Raw genomic sequence first — 16,735 nt, forward strand, 5'->3', positions numbered from 1 at the left:
CACCTTCCTTCACTTATATATTTACTCTATATTATACCCTCACATTTTAACATATTTCCTAGGAAATTGAGTCGGTAGTGAACAGTACTGTGAATTAACATCAAAATATAGCAAAATGTAAAATCTCATCAGCAAATTATAATGCTGATGAGATTTTTAGTTTGTTATTATAATTTTTTTAAAGCACGTTTACGCAATATCGCTTCACCGAAAACTAAATCCTCTTGCGTCGTCATCTTTACATTCTCGTAGCTACTTTCCACAATATGCACCTCATGTCCGAGACGCTCAACAAGCATTGCTTCATCTGTGCCAAGGAAGCCTACCTTCTCAGCTACATCCTCTGCCTCTACAATCAAATCAAATTGAAATGCTTGTGGGGTTTGAATCATCCATAAGCTTTCTCGATCAATAGTCTCTTCAATAACACCATCGCGCACTTTTTTCATCGTATCCTTCGCACGAACACCCGCAATCGCAGCGCCAAAGTTATACGCACTTTGTACAAGATTCGCAATAATATCATGCGTAATAAACGGACGCGCAGCATCATGCACAAGCACAATACCAACCTGCTTCATTTCTTTCATGCACGAATGGACGGAATGCTGTCGTTCTGCACCACCATCAGGTAAACCTTTAACTTTAGTAATTCCATACCTCTCTAGCATTTCTTGAATAAATATACGCTCTTCCGGCTTCACTGCAAGCCAAATACCTGTACATTGGCTATCCTGTTCAAAAACCTCTAGTGTGTGTATGAGGATTGGTTTTTCTAAAAGATTTAAAAACAACTTATTTTGCCCTGCACCCATTCGCTTTCCGCTTCCCGCAGCAGGTAACACTACTTCATATTGCACATTTCCCACTTCCTAGTCATCCTTTGGTTTAGCAAAAATCATACGACCTGCTGATGTTTGAAGAACACTCGTTACGGTTACTGTAATTGCCTGTCCTATATAGCTACGTCCCCCTTCAACAACGATCATTGTGCCGTCATCTAAATAGGCAACCCCTTGATTATGCTCTTTGCCATCTTTAATGACCATCACTTGCATATCCTCACCTGGAATAACGACAGGCTTTACTGCATTTGCTAAATCATTAATATTCAGCACTTTAACGTGGTGGAGCTCACAAACTTTGTTCAGGTTAAAGTCGTTCGTAACAATTTGTGTATCGTGCCCCATTTTCTTTGCAAGGCGTACTAGTTTTAAATCAACCTCTTGAACATCCTCAAAGTCCTCTTCAGTAATCTGTACCTTCGTCATACGTTCATCTTGTAATTTCTTCAAAATATCTAAGCCACGGCGACCTCTTGTACGCTTTAATGTATCCGAAGAATCAGCAATATGCTGAAGCTCAGTAAGGACAAATTGAGGTACAACTAGAGTACCTTCTATAAAGCCTGTTTCAGAAATATCTGCAATACGACCATCAATAATAACACTAGTATCTAACAGTTTATAGCTTCCTCGCGCTTCTTGAGGCTCTACACCTTCCGTTAATTTTTTCTTCGCATTATTACCACGTAATGTAAATAGCTGGATTAATTCATCTCGCTTTTTAAAGCCTACACGGAACCCTAAATAGCCGAGCACAAATGACAGTATTATTGGTAAAACCTTTGTAAATTTCGGTAAATCCATACTATCAATTGCAAATCCTAAGAAATAAGCTACGATTAGCCCGATAATAAGGCCAAGTGTACCAAATAATAAATCCCCAACAGGTACTTTAAATAGCACCTCTTCCATCCAACTAAGAAGCCTTACGAAGTAATCTGAAAAGGCAAACGATAGTGTAAACAGTAAAAGCGCTCCTAAAGCTACTGATACGTAGGGATTATCAAGCCAAGGATTAGATGATAAATGAAGCAATTCGTATAATGGCGGTAAGAAAACAAGGCCTAATGCTCCTCCAATCAGTAAAAAAGCAATTTGAACAAATTTTTTCATAAACTGTCACCTCCCATTTTTAATATATAATTATACATAGTTTACTGTAGAAAATCTTTTATGAACCCATCAAAGTCATTAATATCTCATCTTGTGATCGACCATTTCGATTCTAATGAAAGAGGAAAATCAATTATTGAAATCCTTCACACTCAAATTAGAAATGCTTAAGCATCTGCTGGACATTAAAGAAGCCTTTTCACAGACGTTATCTTAGACGCCGTTTCCCCCCTTAGAGTTTCCTACCTTCTATCTATGAATTACAAAAAAATTAAAAGTGCATGTCAGAACATTGTCCAACATGCACAAGCTTCTTTATAGCTCCCTAAAGCAAGCATTCAATGCATCCTTTATCGTTTCCACACCAACTATCTCAATACCTTGTGGGAAATCCCATCCACCTATATTCGAAGCCGGTATGAAGGCCCGTTTAAATCCGAGCTTTGCTGCCTCAATCACACGTTGTTCAATACGAGATACACGACGCACCTCGCCTGTCAAACCTACTTCCCCAATCAAGCAGTCCGTTGCTCTGACAGCCTGATCCTTAAAACTTGAAACGATGCTTGTCAACACAGCTAAATCAATTGCAGGCTCATCAAGTTTCACGCCGCCAGCAACTTTAATATATGCATCCTGAGCCTGTAACATGAGGCCCATTCTCTTTTCAAGAACAGCCATAAGCAGTTGTACACGGTTTTGATCGACACCTGTTGCCATTCGTTTTGGATAATTAAAACTTGTTGGTGTTACAAGTGACTGAATTTCAACTAGAATTGGCCGTGTACCTTCCATTGAGGCTACGATTGTTGACCCTGCCGCTCCCTGTGAACGCTCCTGTAAGAACAACTCAGACGGGTTTAACACTTCCTTTAAGCCCCCCTGAAGCATTTCAAAAATAGCAATTTCATTCGTAGAGCCAAAACGGTTTTTTTGGCTGCGTAAAATACGGTGATTATGATGTCGTTCTCCTTCAAAATACAATACCGTATCAACCATATGCTCCAATATACGTGGCCCTGCAATTTGTCCCTCTTTTGTTACATGTCCAACTAAGAAAATTGCAATTCCCTTTGTTTTTGCAATTCGCATAAGTTCTGCTGTACATTCACGCACTTGTGATACACTACCAGGTGCACTCGTTACCTCCGGATGAAAAACAGTTTGAATAGAATCGACAATAACAAACTTTGGCTGCACATCGTCTATGGTCTGATTTAAAAACTCTAAATTCGTCTCAGAATATATATACAGCTCCTGTGATACCACCCCTAAACGTTCTGCACGTAGCTTTGTTTGACGGATGGATTCCTCACCAGAAATATAAAGCACACGATGCCCTTTATTCGAAAGTAACGCAGATACTTGTAATAACAACGTCGACTTCCCAATCCCAGGATCTCCCCCAATTAATACAAGAGAACCCGGCACGATGCCTCCACCTAACACTCGGTTAAGCTCACCCATTTCTGTTACAACCCGTGATTCCTCAGCTGCTTCAATCTGCATAATAGGGAGAGCCTTTTGGGTAACCGTAGCAGAATGTTGGAATGCACCACGTGGCCCTTTCGCGACCACCTCCACCTCTTCAACCATCTTATTCCATTCCCCACACCCTGGACATCTTCCCATCCATTTTGCGGATTCATAGCCGCAGCTTGAGCATACAAATTTTGTTTTTTTCTTCGCCAAAATGCATCCACCTCGAATATTTGTTCTTATATATATTGTACATTAATTTAAGCCTTGGCGTAATTGCGTCCGGATTTTAAATTGTGCCCGCGCAATTTATTCCTTTTAAAATCCGTGACATCCGCCGGAGGCTTTGGGCCAACGTGATGTTGGTCACTCAGTCGTTGCCACAGGATGTGCCACTCTTACACTGAGTTCCTCTATTTCAGTAGGTGTTTGGATACCCTCTAAAAAGGAATCACATTTGCATTCATCTCACCACCTTCAGAGGTGGGAGTCTTCTTCTAAATGACGATAAAAAAGAACAGCTTGGCACTATAGCCTGGCTGTTCTTTTCAAATAAACATTTAATGGGCAGATGAGGGATGAAAGCCCCCACTGTTGAAGATTATTTAGAAGTAGAAACTTCCTCTTTTTTCTTCACAACAAACTCTTCATTCACGTAATCAATGATAACTTGATTACCCTTCTCTACATTGCCTTTCAGCAGTTCTTCCGATAAACGGTCTTCTACTTGTTTTTGCAACGAACGACGTAGTGGGCGAGCACCGTATTGAGGATCGTAGCCTTCCTCTGAAATTTTCTCGAGTGCCGAATCCGTTAACTCTAACGAAATGTCTTGCTCTTTCAGACGTTTTGTTAAAGCATTCCCCATCATTGCGACGATTTCTTTTAAATGTTCTTTTTCTAGTGAGTGGAAGACAATCATTTCGTCGATACGGTTTAAGAACTCTGGACGGAATGCTTTTTTCAATTCCTCGAGCATTGTACCCTTCATATCTTTATACTTCGTATCCGTACCACCTACATTAAAGCCAAGGTTTTTCTGATATTTTAAAGCATCTGCACCGACGTTTGATGTCATAATAACAACGGTATTGCGGAAATCGACCACTCGACCCTTAGAATCTGTTAAACGGCCATCTTCAAGTACTTGAAGTAAGATATTGAAAACATCTGGATGAGCCTTCTCAATTTCATCTAGTAATACTACTGAATACGGTTTACGACGAACCTTTTCTGTTAGTTGACCGCCATCATCAAAACCTACATAGCCTGGAGGTGAACCAACTAAACGTGAAGTCGAATGTTTTTCCATGTACTCAGACATATCAACGCGAATCATTGCATCCTCATCGCCAAACATAACCTCAGCTAGTGCTCTTGCAAGCTCTGTTTTACCAACCCCTGTAGGGCCTAAGAAAATAAATGAGCCAATTGGTCGTTTCGGATCTTTCAAACCAGCTCTTGCACGACGTATTGCACGAGAAATTGCCTCTACTGCTTCTCCTTGACCTACAACCCGTTTGTGCAACTCTTCTTCAAGTTGTAATAACTTAGAAGATTCTTCTGACGCAATTTTCGAAACTGGAATTCCAGTCCACATAGATACTACCGCTGCTACATCATCCACTGTCACTTTTGACTCGGCTTTACCCTGTTCTTCCTTCCAATTTTTTCTTGTAGTTTCGATTTCATCTTTTAGCTTTTGCTCTGTATCTCTTAATGATGCTGCCTTTTCAAATTCTTGGCCTGAGACGGCTGCATTCTTTTCAGAGCGCACATTTTCAAGCTTATCTTCAAGTGCCTTTAAGTTTGGTGGCACTGCGAATGAACGTAAGCGGACTTTAGAACCGGCTTCATCGATTAAGTCAATCGCCTTATCTGGTAAGAAACGATCAGAAATATATCGATCACTCATTTTTGCTGCCGCTTCAATTGCTTCATCGGTGATTTTCACACGGTGATGTGCTTCATAACGATCGCGTAAGCCTTGAATAATTTGAATCGCTTCTTCTACAGTTGGTTCATCAACTTGAATTGGTTGGAAACGACGCTCTAATGCCGCGTCCTTCTCAATATATTTGCGATACTCATCTAGTGTCGTTGCACCAATACATTGAAGCTCGCCACGTGCTAAAGATGGTTTTAAAATATTTGATGCATCTATGGCACCTTCTGCACCACCTGCACCGATCAATGTGTGCAATTCATCGATGAATAAAATAACATTTCCTGCTTGGCGAATTTCATCCATTACCTTTTTCAAGCGGTCCTCAAATTCACCACGATATTTTGTTCCAGCAACAACTGTCCCCATATCAAGCGTCATAACACGTTTATCTCGAAGAATTTCTGGGACTTCATTATTAATAATTTGCTGTGCCAAGCCTTCAGCAATAGCTGTTTTACCAACACCTGGCTCCCCGATTAATACAGGGTTATTTTTTGTACGACGTGACAGAACCTCAATAACACGTGTAATTTCCTTGCTTCGACCAATGACTGGATCTAAAGTGCCTTCACGAGCAATTTGCGTTAAATCACGCGCAAGGCTATCTAATGTAGGTGTATTGGCAGCCTGTGCAGCTTGTTGACCAGATTGAGCATTATCGTTATTGCCTAATAACAATAGCACTTGCTGACGAGCCTTATTCAATCCGACACCAGCATTATTTAATACACGGGCCGCTATACCTTCACCTTCACGAATAAGCGCTAATAGTAAATGCTCTGTGCCGATATAGGAATGACCTAATTTACGTGATTCATCGACTGATAGTTCTATTACCTTTTTAGCACGAGGTGTGTAGTGGACAATTGGACCAACATCTTCTTTACCTTTCCCTACAAGCTCTTCAATACCTGATTCAATCATTTGAGGACTAATATCAATGGCTTCTAATGCTTTTGCAGCAATACCGCCACCTTCACGGATAAGCCCTAATAGAATATGCTCTGTTCCAATTGATTCGTGTTTCCAACGAATTGCCTCTTCTTGTGCAAGCTGTAATACTTTTTGCGCGCGTTGTGTAAAACGATTAAACATCAAATGAATCCTCTCCTTTTCTCCGAATAATAGGCTTACTCATATTTTCTCGAGATAGTGCCTCACGAAGCATTTCCGCTCGTACGCGATCTCGCTCAGTAGGTGGCAAAACGTCACCTGCGTAATTCTGTAAAAATCCAGGTTGCATACTAACTACGCATTCGTTTAATTTAGTCGCTTTAATACCTTCAATTAACCGTAAATCTACTCCTAAACGAACATTGGAAAGACAGGTAGCAGCTTCCTCACTCGTTAAAATTCGAGCATGTGTTAATGTCCCTAAAGCGCGGTATACCCGGTCTTCTAAGGCAAGCTCTGCTTTTTCCATTAACTTACCTCTTGCATGTCGTTCTTTTTGAATTATTTTTTCAGCGACACTTTGGATATCGGCTATAATATCATCCTCTGTTTTCCCTAGTGTAATCTGATTTGACACTTGGTAAACATTCCCTATATTTTCACTACCCTCCCCATATATTCCTCTTACCGTCATTCCTAATCGTGTCATCGCATTAATAATTTGATTCATCTGACCCGTAAGTGTAAGGGCAGGCAGGTGCATCATGACAGATGCTCGTAAACCAGTACCAATATTTGTTGGACAACTTGTTAAATAACCAAATGTATCTCGAAATGCGTAAGGCAAAGCTTTCTCTAAGGTACGATCAATTTTATTGGCTTGCTCGTATGCCTTTTGAAGTTGAAAACTCGCTGTCATACATTGAATGCGTAAATGGTCTTCTTCGTTCACCATAATGCTAGTTGATTCTTCATCAGATAAGAGCATAGAGCCAACTCGCTCTTTTTTTGCAAGCTGAGGACTAATCAAGTGCTTTTCCACAAGTATTTGACGCTGTAAAGACGTTAAGTCTTTAATAGCAAAATATGAATAATTTTCTCGAAGTTCTGTACTATCCTTGATTGCATGTGTAACTGCCTGTTCCACCTGTAATGCTTCATCCTCTGTAAAGGCTAATGGAAAACGATAACCATCTAAATTTCGAGCAAGGCGAATGCGTGTACTTATGACAATATCTGAATAATCGTCCTCTACACTCATCCATATCGGTGTAGCACGCTCTAAAAATGACTCAATCATCACGACACATCACCACCTTCAAATTGTAGCTGCTTCTCAAGTTCCTTCGCTTCATCACGAAGCTTTGCGGCCTCTTCAAATTGTTCTTCATCTACAGCAATCTTCATACGTTTACGAATATCTTCAATTTGCTTTTTGATAACATAGACATTGTTTCGGGCACCGGGCATTTTTCCTATATGTTGAGGACCAGCCTGTATACGGTTAAAGAGCTTCGGTAAGTGTTCACTAAAGGTGTCATAGCAGCTAGGGCATCCAAATTTACCTTCTTTTAAAAATTGTTTATACGTAAATCCACATTGTGGGCATGTTTGCGGTTGTGGTGGTGCCTGCTGTTTTTCACCCACTTGTTGTTGCTGCCATGTAGGAGAGCCAAACCAATTGGATAATAGCTGCTGAATAGATATTGGCTCCTGCTTAAATTCAGCATGAAATGGATGGAACTGCGAGGCACAGACGTCACAATAATGATGCTCTACTTTTTGACCATTTTGAACTTGTGTTACGGTAACTGTCGCATTACGCTGCTTACAATGTTCGCATATCATTCCCATCACCTCTTTTATTTTTGCCGTTCATATTTAATCGTTGTTAGCATCGCTTGTAAAATTCTTGCTCGAATGATATCCCGTAACGGGAGTTGCAAATCGATCGTTGAGCGATCAACTGCTGCTAACATTAATTTCGCTTCTCGCTTTGAAATTACCTGCTCATCAATTAGTCGATACACTAAATCTTCTGCCATTGTTTGCGATGCCCCACCTTCTATTTGCGCGAGGACATCATCGATCAAATCAATTTGTGAATTCGCGCGGACACGTAAAATTCGAATGTATCCACCACCACCACGTTTACTTTCAACAAGGTAACCTCTTTCGACAGTAAATCTAGTATTGATTACATAATTTATTTGTGAGGGCACGCATTGAAATTTATCTGCGATTTCACTACGTTTTATTTCAATATGCCCTTCTCCAGCTAATTCAAGCACTTGCTTCAAGTAGCCTTCTATGATGTCTGATATATTACGCATTTTAGGAATACACCTCGCTTACTTCACTGACTTTGACTATCTTTGACTTTCTTTGAGTATATTATACAAAACGCTTGAAAATAATTGCAATTAATTCGCACTTAGAAAAAATCAATTATGCCTATGCCGAGGAATAATTGCGTCCGGAATCGGCTTTGTGGTTAGGCCAGCAGGATGCTTTTTGCGCGAAAGCGTAGCGTCAGTAGCTTGATGCAGGTCAGTTAGCCGTTATCGCATGGAAGCGATGATTTTAGGCTAACATCCTTTATTAACCTCCTTTGCGATTGACATCTGCCAGAGGCTTAACTTATTTCAGCGGATATTTGGACAACCGCTGAAAAATAAGTTTCTTAGTTATAAGGTACCCTTTTCAGCTATAGAAAAAACGCAAGCATATGCAACTAGCATATACTTGCGTCTATAAAAATTATACCCATCGACCAACTATTGGATAACGCCAAGGCTCATCAGATAGAGCCTTCACAATACCGATAATTGGCGCAATAAAATACATGATACCAAAAACAATTAAGAACGGTATACCAATAAGTAGGAAGCTTAAAATCCCCGAAATTGTCATTAATACCCCCATCACAACTTGGAACAATAAGGCTTGCACGGAAATACTTTTTACCTCTTCATCTGAGCTAATTAAGAAAAATATAATCGGTACTAACCATGGCGCAAAAAACGCACTTGCGTGTATGATTACCTTAGACCATTTAGTTTCCATTTATACCAATCCTTCCATTTAATTTTTTATTTTATGTACTACTATTTACGGACCTATCCCTTAAATAGTTTCAAATATAAATTGGATTTTAAAATTTTTTGAAAGGCATGTGATAACCGATGGAATTTAATAACAAACTTGCAAACGAATACGAAAAAGGTATTCGTCGCACGCTCCCTAGCTATGATGCAATGCTACGTTTGACACAAACCTTTTACCAATCTGCGTTACATGAAACAGCTGAATTTTTAGTAGTTGGCTCTGGAAGCGGCAATGAGATTTTACAGCTTGCTGAGAAAAGTCCTCATTGGTCATTTGTTGGTATAGATCCGTCAGAAGCGATGCTACAAATCGCTGGTGAACGTTTAAAATCTCTACCTAATAATATTTCTTTATATCAAGGAACTATACTGGATACTCAGTTACCTGCAGTGAAGTTTGATGCAGCAAGCTGTGTATTAGTACTTCACTTTATACAAGATGATCAAAAGAAGCTTGCAACATTAAAAGAAATAGCGAATAATTTAAAGCCTGGTGCTCCCTTTGTCCTCGTCTCAAAATATGGGCAGCAAGGTTCCTTGGAAACTGAGCTACAATTTGATTTATGGCGTGCTTATTGGCTACAGCATACAAAGCTAACACCATCGGAAGTAGCGGAAATGGAGAAATCCATACGTTCTCTTTCATTTATGCGTGAAGAGGACATTTTATCACTATTACAGCAGGCAGGCTTTACAAAACCATCTAGATTCTTTGCGACTACTTTATTTGGTGGTTGGATATGTTATAAAGAAAGTTTGTTGTGAAGATATATACACCTGTTAAGATATAATTAACAGAATTGAGGTGAATGCTGTGATACGTACAATTGGCATTACAAAAGACCAAAAGCTTATAAAGGATTTTCCGCTTGAAGATATACACAAAAACGAATTTGAATGGTACTGGGTCGATTTTAATTGTCCGACCGATGAGGAAGAACTACTGTTAGATACATTTTTCCATTTCCACCCACTTGCTATAGAAGATTGTTTAATGCGTTTACAGCGGCCAAAGCTCGATTTTTATGATGATTTCCATTTCTTTGTTATCCAAAGAGTTAACGAAGAATTAACAGCTGAAGAAGTAAACATTTTTGTTTCTAATAAATTTATTGTCACATTTCATAAAAATTCAGCACCGGAGATAGATCGAGTACAAATGATGTTAGAAAAACAGCCAAAGAATTGGGAACGTGGCACAATATATTTAACATACCAGGTAATCGATAAAATCGTTGATAACTATTTCCCACTTGTCTATAAGATTGAGGATCATTTAAATGCACTAGAAGATGAGCTTACCTATCAAAGTAACCTCAACGCTATGAAAATTGTGTTTGAATTCCGTAGTGATTTGCTTGATCTACGTCGCACCATATTACCAATGCGTGATCTATTATATCGTATCCTTAACTCTTACCGATTTTCACTAAATAAATCAGAACGAGCTTATTTCGGAGATATTTACGATCATCTGCTTAAACTCACCGAAATGATCGAATCCAACCGTGAGCTCACTGCAGATATGCGTGATAGCTATATGGCGATGAGCTCTAGTCGCATGAATGGCATTATGATGACCTTAACAATTGTTTCAACAATCTTTATTCCGCTAACATTTATTGCCGGTGTTTATGGAATGAATTTCGAATATATGCCAGAGCTACACGGGAGATTTAGCTACTTTATCGTACTCGGAATTATGATTTTTATCGCTTTATTTATGCTGGCAGTCTTTAAGCTTAAAGGCTGGTTCAAATTATTTAAACCTTAATTCCTGCGCAAAGCGTTTACTCGGACAACATACTAAAGGCACCTGAGATTTTTCTAAGGTGCCTTTCCACTGTCAGTAAGGACCACGATCATCAATTTTATCTTCGCCTTGCTGTGGAAATAAAAAGTAAGCGAGTACCCCAGATACTAATGTTGCACAGATAGTAATTAATAGTTGATCTAAGTCTGGTACTTCAGCATAGTAGTTTCTTAACATGTAAACCGAGCCAATCGCTACAATTACCATAACCGGAATAACAAATTTGAAACGCTTCTTTTCCATGTAATACCTCCTCAAAACTATTGTTACGTTCAATCTAAACAGTTCGTATTTTACAGGTTTCCTATTTCAAATTCAATTTACCTATTACCTTTTTAATAGTCTATTTCATGACTTTTAATCGACGGTCGTCTATAATGCCTATAAAAAAATAAAGAAATACACTAAAATTTTAACCAAATTTACGACAAAAAATAGTAGAATAGACTAAATACCATATATTCCGAAAAATTAACAAACTAAGCAATTCGATTTTTTATATACTACTATGCATTTATAAAGAATGGAGCAAACGACAATGAGTTGGTTTACAAAAAAGAACGATTCTAGCTACTCAATTACATTAGCACCTGAAAATTATAAAAACAATGTACAATTGGATGTATCAAACTATCCAAAACTTCAAAAACAGTTGCAACTTTTAGATTTAACAATTGAGGATTTAGCCATCATTAAACAACTACAACCTTTAGCTAAGGATTTAGTTCCTGAAATGGTGGATCAATTTTATGCAGCTATTAGTTTGAGCCAAGATTTGTTAGATATTATAAACAGAACGTCACAAATCAATCGTTTAAAAGTTACTTTACATAAGCACTTGAGTGATATTTTCGAAAGTCATATTAACAACTCTTATATTGATGAACGGAAGGCAATCGCTGAAACCCATGTTCGAATTGGTCTACAATCAAAGTGGTATATCGCCTCATTCCAGTCATTAACAACGACATTTACACGCTTTACAAATGAGTTGGATTTATCGAAACATGATGCCATACGTGCTATCAATGCCTTCTGCAAAATCATTAACTTCGAGCAGCAGCTTGTAATCGAAGCCTATGAAAAAGAAGAGGAACGCATTCGAGCAGCAGCTGATGACACAAAACACGCACTTGTCACTACCATTCAAAAAACGGCAGAGGAGCTCAATGGGATTAGTGAAGAAACAGCAGCTTCTTTATTAGTCATTTCTTCTCAAACAGACGATATCGCAGTAGCGACTAAGCAAGGCTTATCCTTCGTTGCTGATACACAGGAAAAATCCAGACGCGGACAGCAGCAGCTACAAGATCAAAATGATTTAATACAAGTTATTTTGCAAAGTGTAAACAGTCTCGAAGTTACGATGAACCAGTTACGCACATCTTCTCAAAAAATATCAGAGATTGTAGGGCTAGTTACAGGAATTGCCGATCAAACCAACTTATTAGCATTGAATGCTTCTATCGAGGCAGCCCGTGCAGGTGAGCATGGTAAAGGTTTTGCTGTTGTAGCAGAGGAAGTTCGTAAGCTTGCAGAAGAGACAAAAAATGCTGTACAAAATGTTTCTCATCTCATTAAAGAAACAGAAAGTAATATTACAACAATGTCTAATTCAGTTATTAACGTGGATCAAAAGATTCAACATAGCGTAGATACACAAAACAGTTTATCTAAATCATTTAATGATATCGCCGACGCTGTTTCTGGAATTCAACAGCAGTATGTAAATACATCCAGAGATATTTCAACAATCTCTAACTTGATTACTGAACTGTCACAAGGGGCTACACTAGTTTCTTCTTCTTCCGATTCACTTATTAATGTGGTAAATGAGTTAAAAATGTAAACACAAAAAGGGAAACTGACAGTATACGTCAATTTCCCTTTTCACTTTTAATGCGGTAATTCCCGCTTTTGCTTACGATGTTCTCGTCTTGCAGGGCCGGTTTCAAACAGACGTTTTTCTGCATCTGTTTCAGGATAAATTGCAGGAACTGGCTTAGGTTTACCGTCATCATCTACTGCAACCATCGTTACAAAGGATTCCGTCGTTAATTTTTCCTCACGAGTTTCAATGTTTCGTGAAATAACCCGAACGTAAACTTCCATTGAAGAACGTCCAGTTGACGTAACAATACTTTCAATTTCTAAAATATCCCCTACATGTGCTGCCGATAAAAAATCGACTGAATCAATAGAGGCTGTAACTACATGCCCTTTCGCATGCTTCATTGCCGTAATTGCAGCAATTTCATCAATATAAGCTAACACTCTTCCACCAAAAATGGAGTTGTGATTATTTGTATCTGGCGGTAATACGAGACGCGTTTGAACAGTACGTGACTGACCCATCGGTATTGCGTTGTTTGTCATAGTTCTTGCAACTTCCCTTCATGAATGTTCTTTCGCCATCGTATCGTAGAAAAAGAGTTGATGCAAATTAGAACGATTTTTTCATCGTTATAAATTTCATATCTGTCATTTCCTCAATTGCCCACTTAATACCTTCGCGTCCGTAGCCACTCATTTTTACGCCACCGTATGGCATATTATCGACCCTAAATGTCGGAATATCATTAATAATAACAGCACCTGCTTGTATTTCATCTGCTGCACGTAATGCATCAGGTAACACATTCGTATAAATGCCAGCATTTAAACCAAGTTCCGACTCATTCACTAGTCGAATAGCGTCGTCTAATGTTTCATATGAAACAATTGAGACGATTGGCGCGAATGTTTCCTGGCAAACAACTTTCATATCCGACGTCACATTCGTCATAACAGTTGGCGTTAAAGTACGTTCCGTGAATGTTCCTCCTGTTGCAACTATCGCACCTTGTGACTTTGCTTCGTCAATCCATTGACGAATACGTTCAACTTCTTTTGGATGAATCATTGCACTAACATCCGTATTTGTATCTAGTGGATCACCTACCACTAATTTTTCTGTCTCAGCTACAAACGCCTGTGTAAATTCATCAATTATAGATGCGTGTACATAAATACGTTGTAAAGAGATACAAACTTGTCCAGCAAAATTAAAAGCACCACCGACACAACGCGCAATAATTTTATCAATCGGTGTCGATGGCTCGACAATTACTGCCGCATTGGAACCAAGCTCTAAAGTGACTTTACGCAAGCCTACTTTTTCTTTAATGCCCAAACCAACCTTACCACTTCCCGTGAATGTCACCTTTTTCACAAGTGGGTGGGTCACTAGTGTATCACTTAGCTCCCCTCCGCTACCTGTAATAATTTGAAGCGCACCATTAGGTAGACCCGCTTGCTGGAAAATTTCCGCCATCACGATAGAGCTTAATGGCGTTTGCGTCGCTGGCTTTAAGACTACCGTATTTCCAACTGCAAAAGCAGGACCTAATTTATGTGCCACTAAATTGAATGGAAAATTAAATGGTGTAATGGCTGAAATTACACCTAGAGGTTCTCGTTTTGTCCAGCCGATACGATCTCCTGCCCCGGGTGCAGCATCCATCGGTACCGTTTCACCCTTTGCTTGCTTAGCACCCTCCGCAGCAAATTGATAAGTTGCTATTGTACGTTCTATTTCAGTTAAACCTGCGGATATTGGCTTACCTGCCTCTAATGCCAAAATTTCAGCTAATTCCTCTTTCCGCTGGCGCATTATGTCAACCACTTTATATAATATTTCGGCACGTTCGTAGGCCGTTGTCTTTTTAAACGTTTGGAATGCCTCCTGTGCACCTTCTATTGCTTGCTCAACGTCAGAAATTGATGCCTTAGCTACCTTTGCAATAACCTCACCACTATAGGGCGATCTCAGTTCATATGTTTCCTTTGCGTTCTGCCATTGGCCATTCATCCAAAGCTTTGTTTCCTTCATCCTTTAAATGCACCTCCAAAATCAAGTTCTTCTTTATTTTATCACGAAGAACTTGATGCTACAGCTGCTGCACTCATTGCTGCGAACATCGCTGCTTGCTGTGCTTGAATCAATAATTCAATTGATGACATGATCGTCATTGATAAGGATTGTTGTACCTGCGCCATATCATAAATTGCAATTTGTATAGCCATAAATAACACAAATTCACGATGCCATTTTAAAAGTTTCATATCCTTTAACTCATTATATAAATCAACAATCTGTTGAAGCTGTACTTGATTCACTTTAAGGATTGCTAAAAATCCAAGTAAAGGATAATGCATCGTCTTGACCTTTACATCCTGATTCTTTAGTGTGTCACGGATTGTTACAACACTTGGCACTAGATTATTATCATATTGAGCTGATAAGAAAGTCAGTAATTGCGATAGCCATTGAAGCTCATTACCCGCATTAAAATTATACGTACGTAATTCTTTATAATAACGATTCATTGTTTCCGCACGTAGCTCTACATCATCAGATGAGCTACTTAGCAATACTGCATAAGGAATATCATCGTATGACGTTAAAAACTTATGATGTTTACGGATTGCATCAAATAATGCACGTGCTACCTGTGCATGTGCACGCTTCTCACTTTCCTCTTCAGTTAAAAACTGTGCACCAATAAAACTAAAGTTCCCACTTCTAAATTTCGCTTCCTTCATTATATTAACGTTGTTCAGTAAATTTTTTACTGCTTGTTCTGTATCTTCTTGCTCCAATAAATTTGCAGCAATACTATAACCTATCGTTGTTCTTAACGGAGATGTCCATGAAGTTTGCTTTTTCATTTCTTGTAATACTTCTTTATATTTAACAGAATCAAAAGGTTTTCCAGATGCCACATATTTGCTAGCTATAGCTAACACAATTTTACGATCCACTGTCCGGCCAACAGCCTTCGAGACATCCTCCACCATATTTGTAAACTGATTTTCAATCATAACGAAATCCATGTTTAACACGCTCCTTTTCCATATTTACGTAATTAAACAAAAAAGGATTCATCCATTTTGGCTCATCATCATAACGTTGGATTGGTTTCATTCCTTCTAGTAGTGCTAACGAAGCGACAGCAGCAAATGTTTTTTGCGCGAAAGCGTAGTGTCAACGAAGCGACAGCAGCATTTTTTTTAGAAAAGCCCTATCAAGCAGCAATATAGCCTCACATAAACTTTTCAAATAAATTAACGTAAAAAAACAGCGGCAATACTTTTTGCCGCTGTCACTAAAGTCTTTAAATTAAACCTAATTCCTTTAACTCCTCTGTTGAAAAGGCTCTTGATCTTGTTAAGAATCGTTTCCCTTCAACGCCTTCAAGTGAAAACATACCACCTCTACCATCGACAACGTCCAAGATTATTTGTGTATGCTTCCAGTAGTCATATTGATTTTTATGCATATAGAAGGGGGCACCACCAATCTCTCCTAGGCAAACATCTTGATCACCTAATAGTAAGTCGCCCTCTGGATAACACATTGGCGAAGAGCCGTCGCAGCATCCACCTGATTGATGAAATATAACAGGACCATGCTTTTCTTTCAATAATTCTTTTAGTGCTAGCGCTTCTTCTGTTGCTATAACTCGCTCGACCACGCTCATGCACCTCCCTATTG

Annotated in this window: 17 protein-coding genes; 4 read left to right on the forward strand and 13 right to left on the reverse strand. The window is 39.0% G+C overall.

Annotated features, from left to right (window positions below; all coding sequences use genetic code 11):
- Nucleotides 1–167: 167 nt before the first annotated feature.
- The 8 genes from ispD to C7Y47_RS17460 form a co-directional block, all read right to left on the reverse strand.
- Nucleotides 168–860 (reverse strand): 2-C-methyl-D-erythritol 4-phosphate cytidylyltransferase, encoded by a 693-nt coding sequence (gene ispD / locus C7Y47_RS17425; protein WP_142509944.1) that lies wholly within the window; start codon nt 858–860, stop codon nt 168–170.
- Between the two features lie 12 nt (nt 861–872).
- Entirely contained in the window at nt 873–1,958 is a 1,086-nt protein-coding gene (locus C7Y47_RS17430; protein WP_142509916.1) for a PIN/TRAM domain-containing protein, read from the reverse strand.
- A 315-nt stretch (nt 1,959–2,273) separates the two neighbouring features.
- On the reverse strand, nt 2,274–3,650 hold the full coding sequence (radA, locus tag C7Y47_RS17435) for a DNA repair protein RadA (RefSeq protein ID WP_142509917.1): 1,377 nt from the start codon (nt 3,648–3,650) through the stop codon (nt 2,274–2,276).
- A 388-nt stretch (nt 3,651–4,038) separates the two neighbouring features.
- Nucleotides 4,039–6,483, reverse strand: coding sequence for an ATP-dependent Clp protease ATP-binding subunit (locus tag C7Y47_RS17440; protein ID WP_142509918.1), 2,445 nt, complete (start codon nt 6,481–6,483; stop codon nt 4,039–4,041).
- Nucleotides 6,473–7,582, reverse strand: coding sequence for a protein arginine kinase (locus C7Y47_RS17445; RefSeq protein WP_142509919.1), 1,110 nt, complete (start codon nt 7,580–7,582; stop codon nt 6,473–6,475). Before C7Y47_RS17445 ends, C7Y47_RS17440 begins: the two co-directional genes overlap by 11 nt.
- Nucleotides 7,579–8,127 (reverse strand): UvrB/UvrC motif-containing protein, encoded by a 549-nt coding sequence (locus C7Y47_RS17450; RefSeq protein WP_142509920.1) that lies wholly within the window; start codon nt 8,125–8,127, stop codon nt 7,579–7,581. Before C7Y47_RS17450 ends, C7Y47_RS17445 begins: the two co-directional genes overlap by 4 nt.
- 14 nt (nt 8,128–8,141) lie before the next feature.
- Complete coding sequence (locus tag C7Y47_RS17455; protein WP_142509921.1) at nt 8,142–8,612, reverse strand: CtsR family transcriptional regulator; 471 nt, start codon at nt 8,610–8,612, stop codon at nt 8,142–8,144.
- Between the two features lie 427 nt (nt 8,613–9,039).
- Nucleotides 9,040–9,345, reverse strand: a complete 306-nt coding sequence (locus C7Y47_RS17460) for a DUF4870 domain-containing protein (protein ID WP_142509922.1) — start codon at nt 9,343–9,345, stop codon at nt 9,040–9,042.
- A 119-nt stretch (nt 9,346–9,464) separates the two neighbouring features.
- Here C7Y47_RS17460 and C7Y47_RS17465 point away from each other — a divergent pair, with 119 nt between their 5' ends.
- Nucleotides 9,465–10,151, forward strand: a complete 687-nt coding sequence (locus tag C7Y47_RS17465; protein WP_142509923.1) for a class I SAM-dependent methyltransferase — start codon at nt 9,465–9,467, stop codon at nt 10,149–10,151.
- Between the two features lie 49 nt (nt 10,152–10,200).
- Entirely contained in the window at nt 10,201–11,160 is a 960-nt protein-coding gene (gene corA / locus C7Y47_RS17470; protein ID WP_132362635.1) for a magnesium/cobalt transporter CorA, read from the forward strand.
- Between the two features lie 72 nt (nt 11,161–11,232).
- On the opposite strand, the gene C7Y47_RS17475 is transcribed toward corA, so the two are convergent.
- Complete coding sequence (locus tag C7Y47_RS17475; protein ID WP_053482844.1) at nt 11,233–11,442, reverse strand: hypothetical protein; 210 nt, start codon at nt 11,440–11,442, stop codon at nt 11,233–11,235.
- A 295-nt stretch (nt 11,443–11,737) separates the two neighbouring features.
- Between C7Y47_RS17475 and C7Y47_RS17480 the strand changes: the two genes are divergently transcribed.
- Nucleotides 11,738–13,048: a globin-coupled sensor protein gene (locus tag C7Y47_RS17480; RefSeq protein WP_142509924.1), complete on the forward strand. Its 1,311-nt coding sequence runs from the start codon at nt 11,738–11,740 to the stop codon at nt 13,046–13,048.
- Between the two features lie 47 nt (nt 13,049–13,095).
- On the opposite strand, the gene C7Y47_RS17485 is transcribed toward C7Y47_RS17480, so the two are convergent.
- From C7Y47_RS17485 to C7Y47_RS17495, 3 genes are all read right to left on the reverse strand, one after another.
- A complete protein-coding gene (locus C7Y47_RS17485) occupies nt 13,096–13,575 on the reverse strand; it encodes an acyl-CoA thioesterase (protein ID WP_142509925.1) in 480 nt (159 codons plus the stop codon).
- A gap of 67 nt (nt 13,576–13,642) precedes the next feature.
- Nucleotides 13,643–15,070, reverse strand: a complete 1,428-nt coding sequence (locus tag C7Y47_RS17490) for an aldehyde dehydrogenase family protein (protein WP_142509926.1) — start codon at nt 15,068–15,070, stop codon at nt 13,643–13,645.
- A 41-nt stretch (nt 15,071–15,111) separates the two neighbouring features.
- Nucleotides 15,112–16,074 (reverse strand): DUF4003 family protein, encoded by a 963-nt coding sequence (locus C7Y47_RS17495; protein ID WP_142509927.1) that lies wholly within the window; start codon nt 16,072–16,074, stop codon nt 15,112–15,114.
- 57 nt (nt 16,075–16,131) lie between these two features.
- Here C7Y47_RS17495 and C7Y47_RS25025 point away from each other — a divergent pair, with 57 nt between their 5' ends.
- Nucleotides 16,132–16,281: a hypothetical protein gene (locus tag C7Y47_RS25025; protein WP_185903524.1), complete on the forward strand. Its 150-nt coding sequence runs from the start codon at nt 16,132–16,134 to the stop codon at nt 16,279–16,281.
- A 74-nt stretch (nt 16,282–16,355) separates the two neighbouring features.
- On the opposite strand, the gene C7Y47_RS17500 is transcribed toward C7Y47_RS25025, so the two are convergent.
- Nucleotides 16,356–16,715, reverse strand: a complete 360-nt coding sequence (locus C7Y47_RS17500; RefSeq protein ID WP_142509928.1) for a DUF779 domain-containing protein — start codon at nt 16,713–16,715, stop codon at nt 16,356–16,358.
- Nucleotides 16,716–16,735 lie beyond the last annotated feature (20 nt).

Origin of the sequence: Lysinibacillus sphaericus (assembly GCF_006864135.1) — a bacterium.
In the GTDB taxonomy this organism is placed as follows: Bacteria; Bacillota; Bacilli; order Bacillales_A; family Planococcaceae; genus Lysinibacillus.

Coding starts and splice junctions, on each gene's coding strand:
- C7Y47_RS17485 (WP_142509925.1), bottom strand. CDS start 13,575: ATGACAAACAACGCAATACCGATGGGTCAGTCACGTACTGTTCAAACG.
- C7Y47_RS17430 (WP_142509916.1), bottom strand. CDS start 1,958: ATGAAAAAATTTGTTCAAATTGCTTTTTTACTGATTGGAGGAGCATTA.
- C7Y47_RS17495 (WP_142509927.1), bottom strand. CDS start 16,074: ATGGATTTCGTTATGATTGAAAATCAGTTTACAAATATGGTGGAGGAT.
- C7Y47_RS17460 (WP_142509922.1), bottom strand. CDS start 9,345: ATGGAAACTAAATGGTCTAAGGTAATCATACACGCAAGTGCGTTTTTT.
- C7Y47_RS17490 (WP_142509926.1), bottom strand. CDS start 15,070: ATGAAGGAAACAAAGCTTTGGATGAATGGCCAATGGCAGAACGCAAAG.
- C7Y47_RS17465 (WP_142509923.1), top strand. CDS start 9,465: ATGGAATTTAATAACAAACTTGCAAACGAATACGAAAAAGGTATTCGT.
- C7Y47_RS17475 (WP_053482844.1), bottom strand. CDS start 11,442: ATGGAAAAGAAGCGTTTCAAATTTGTTATTCCGGTTATGGTAATTGTA.
- C7Y47_RS17450 (WP_142509920.1), bottom strand. CDS start 8,127: ATGATATGCGAACATTGTAAGCAGCGTAATGCGACAGTTACCGTAACA.
- C7Y47_RS17455 (WP_142509921.1), bottom strand. CDS start 8,612: ATGCGTAATATATCAGACATCATAGAAGGCTACTTGAAGCAAGTGCTT.
- C7Y47_RS17480 (WP_142509924.1), top strand. CDS start 11,738: ATGAGTTGGTTTACAAAAAAGAACGATTCTAGCTACTCAATTACATTA.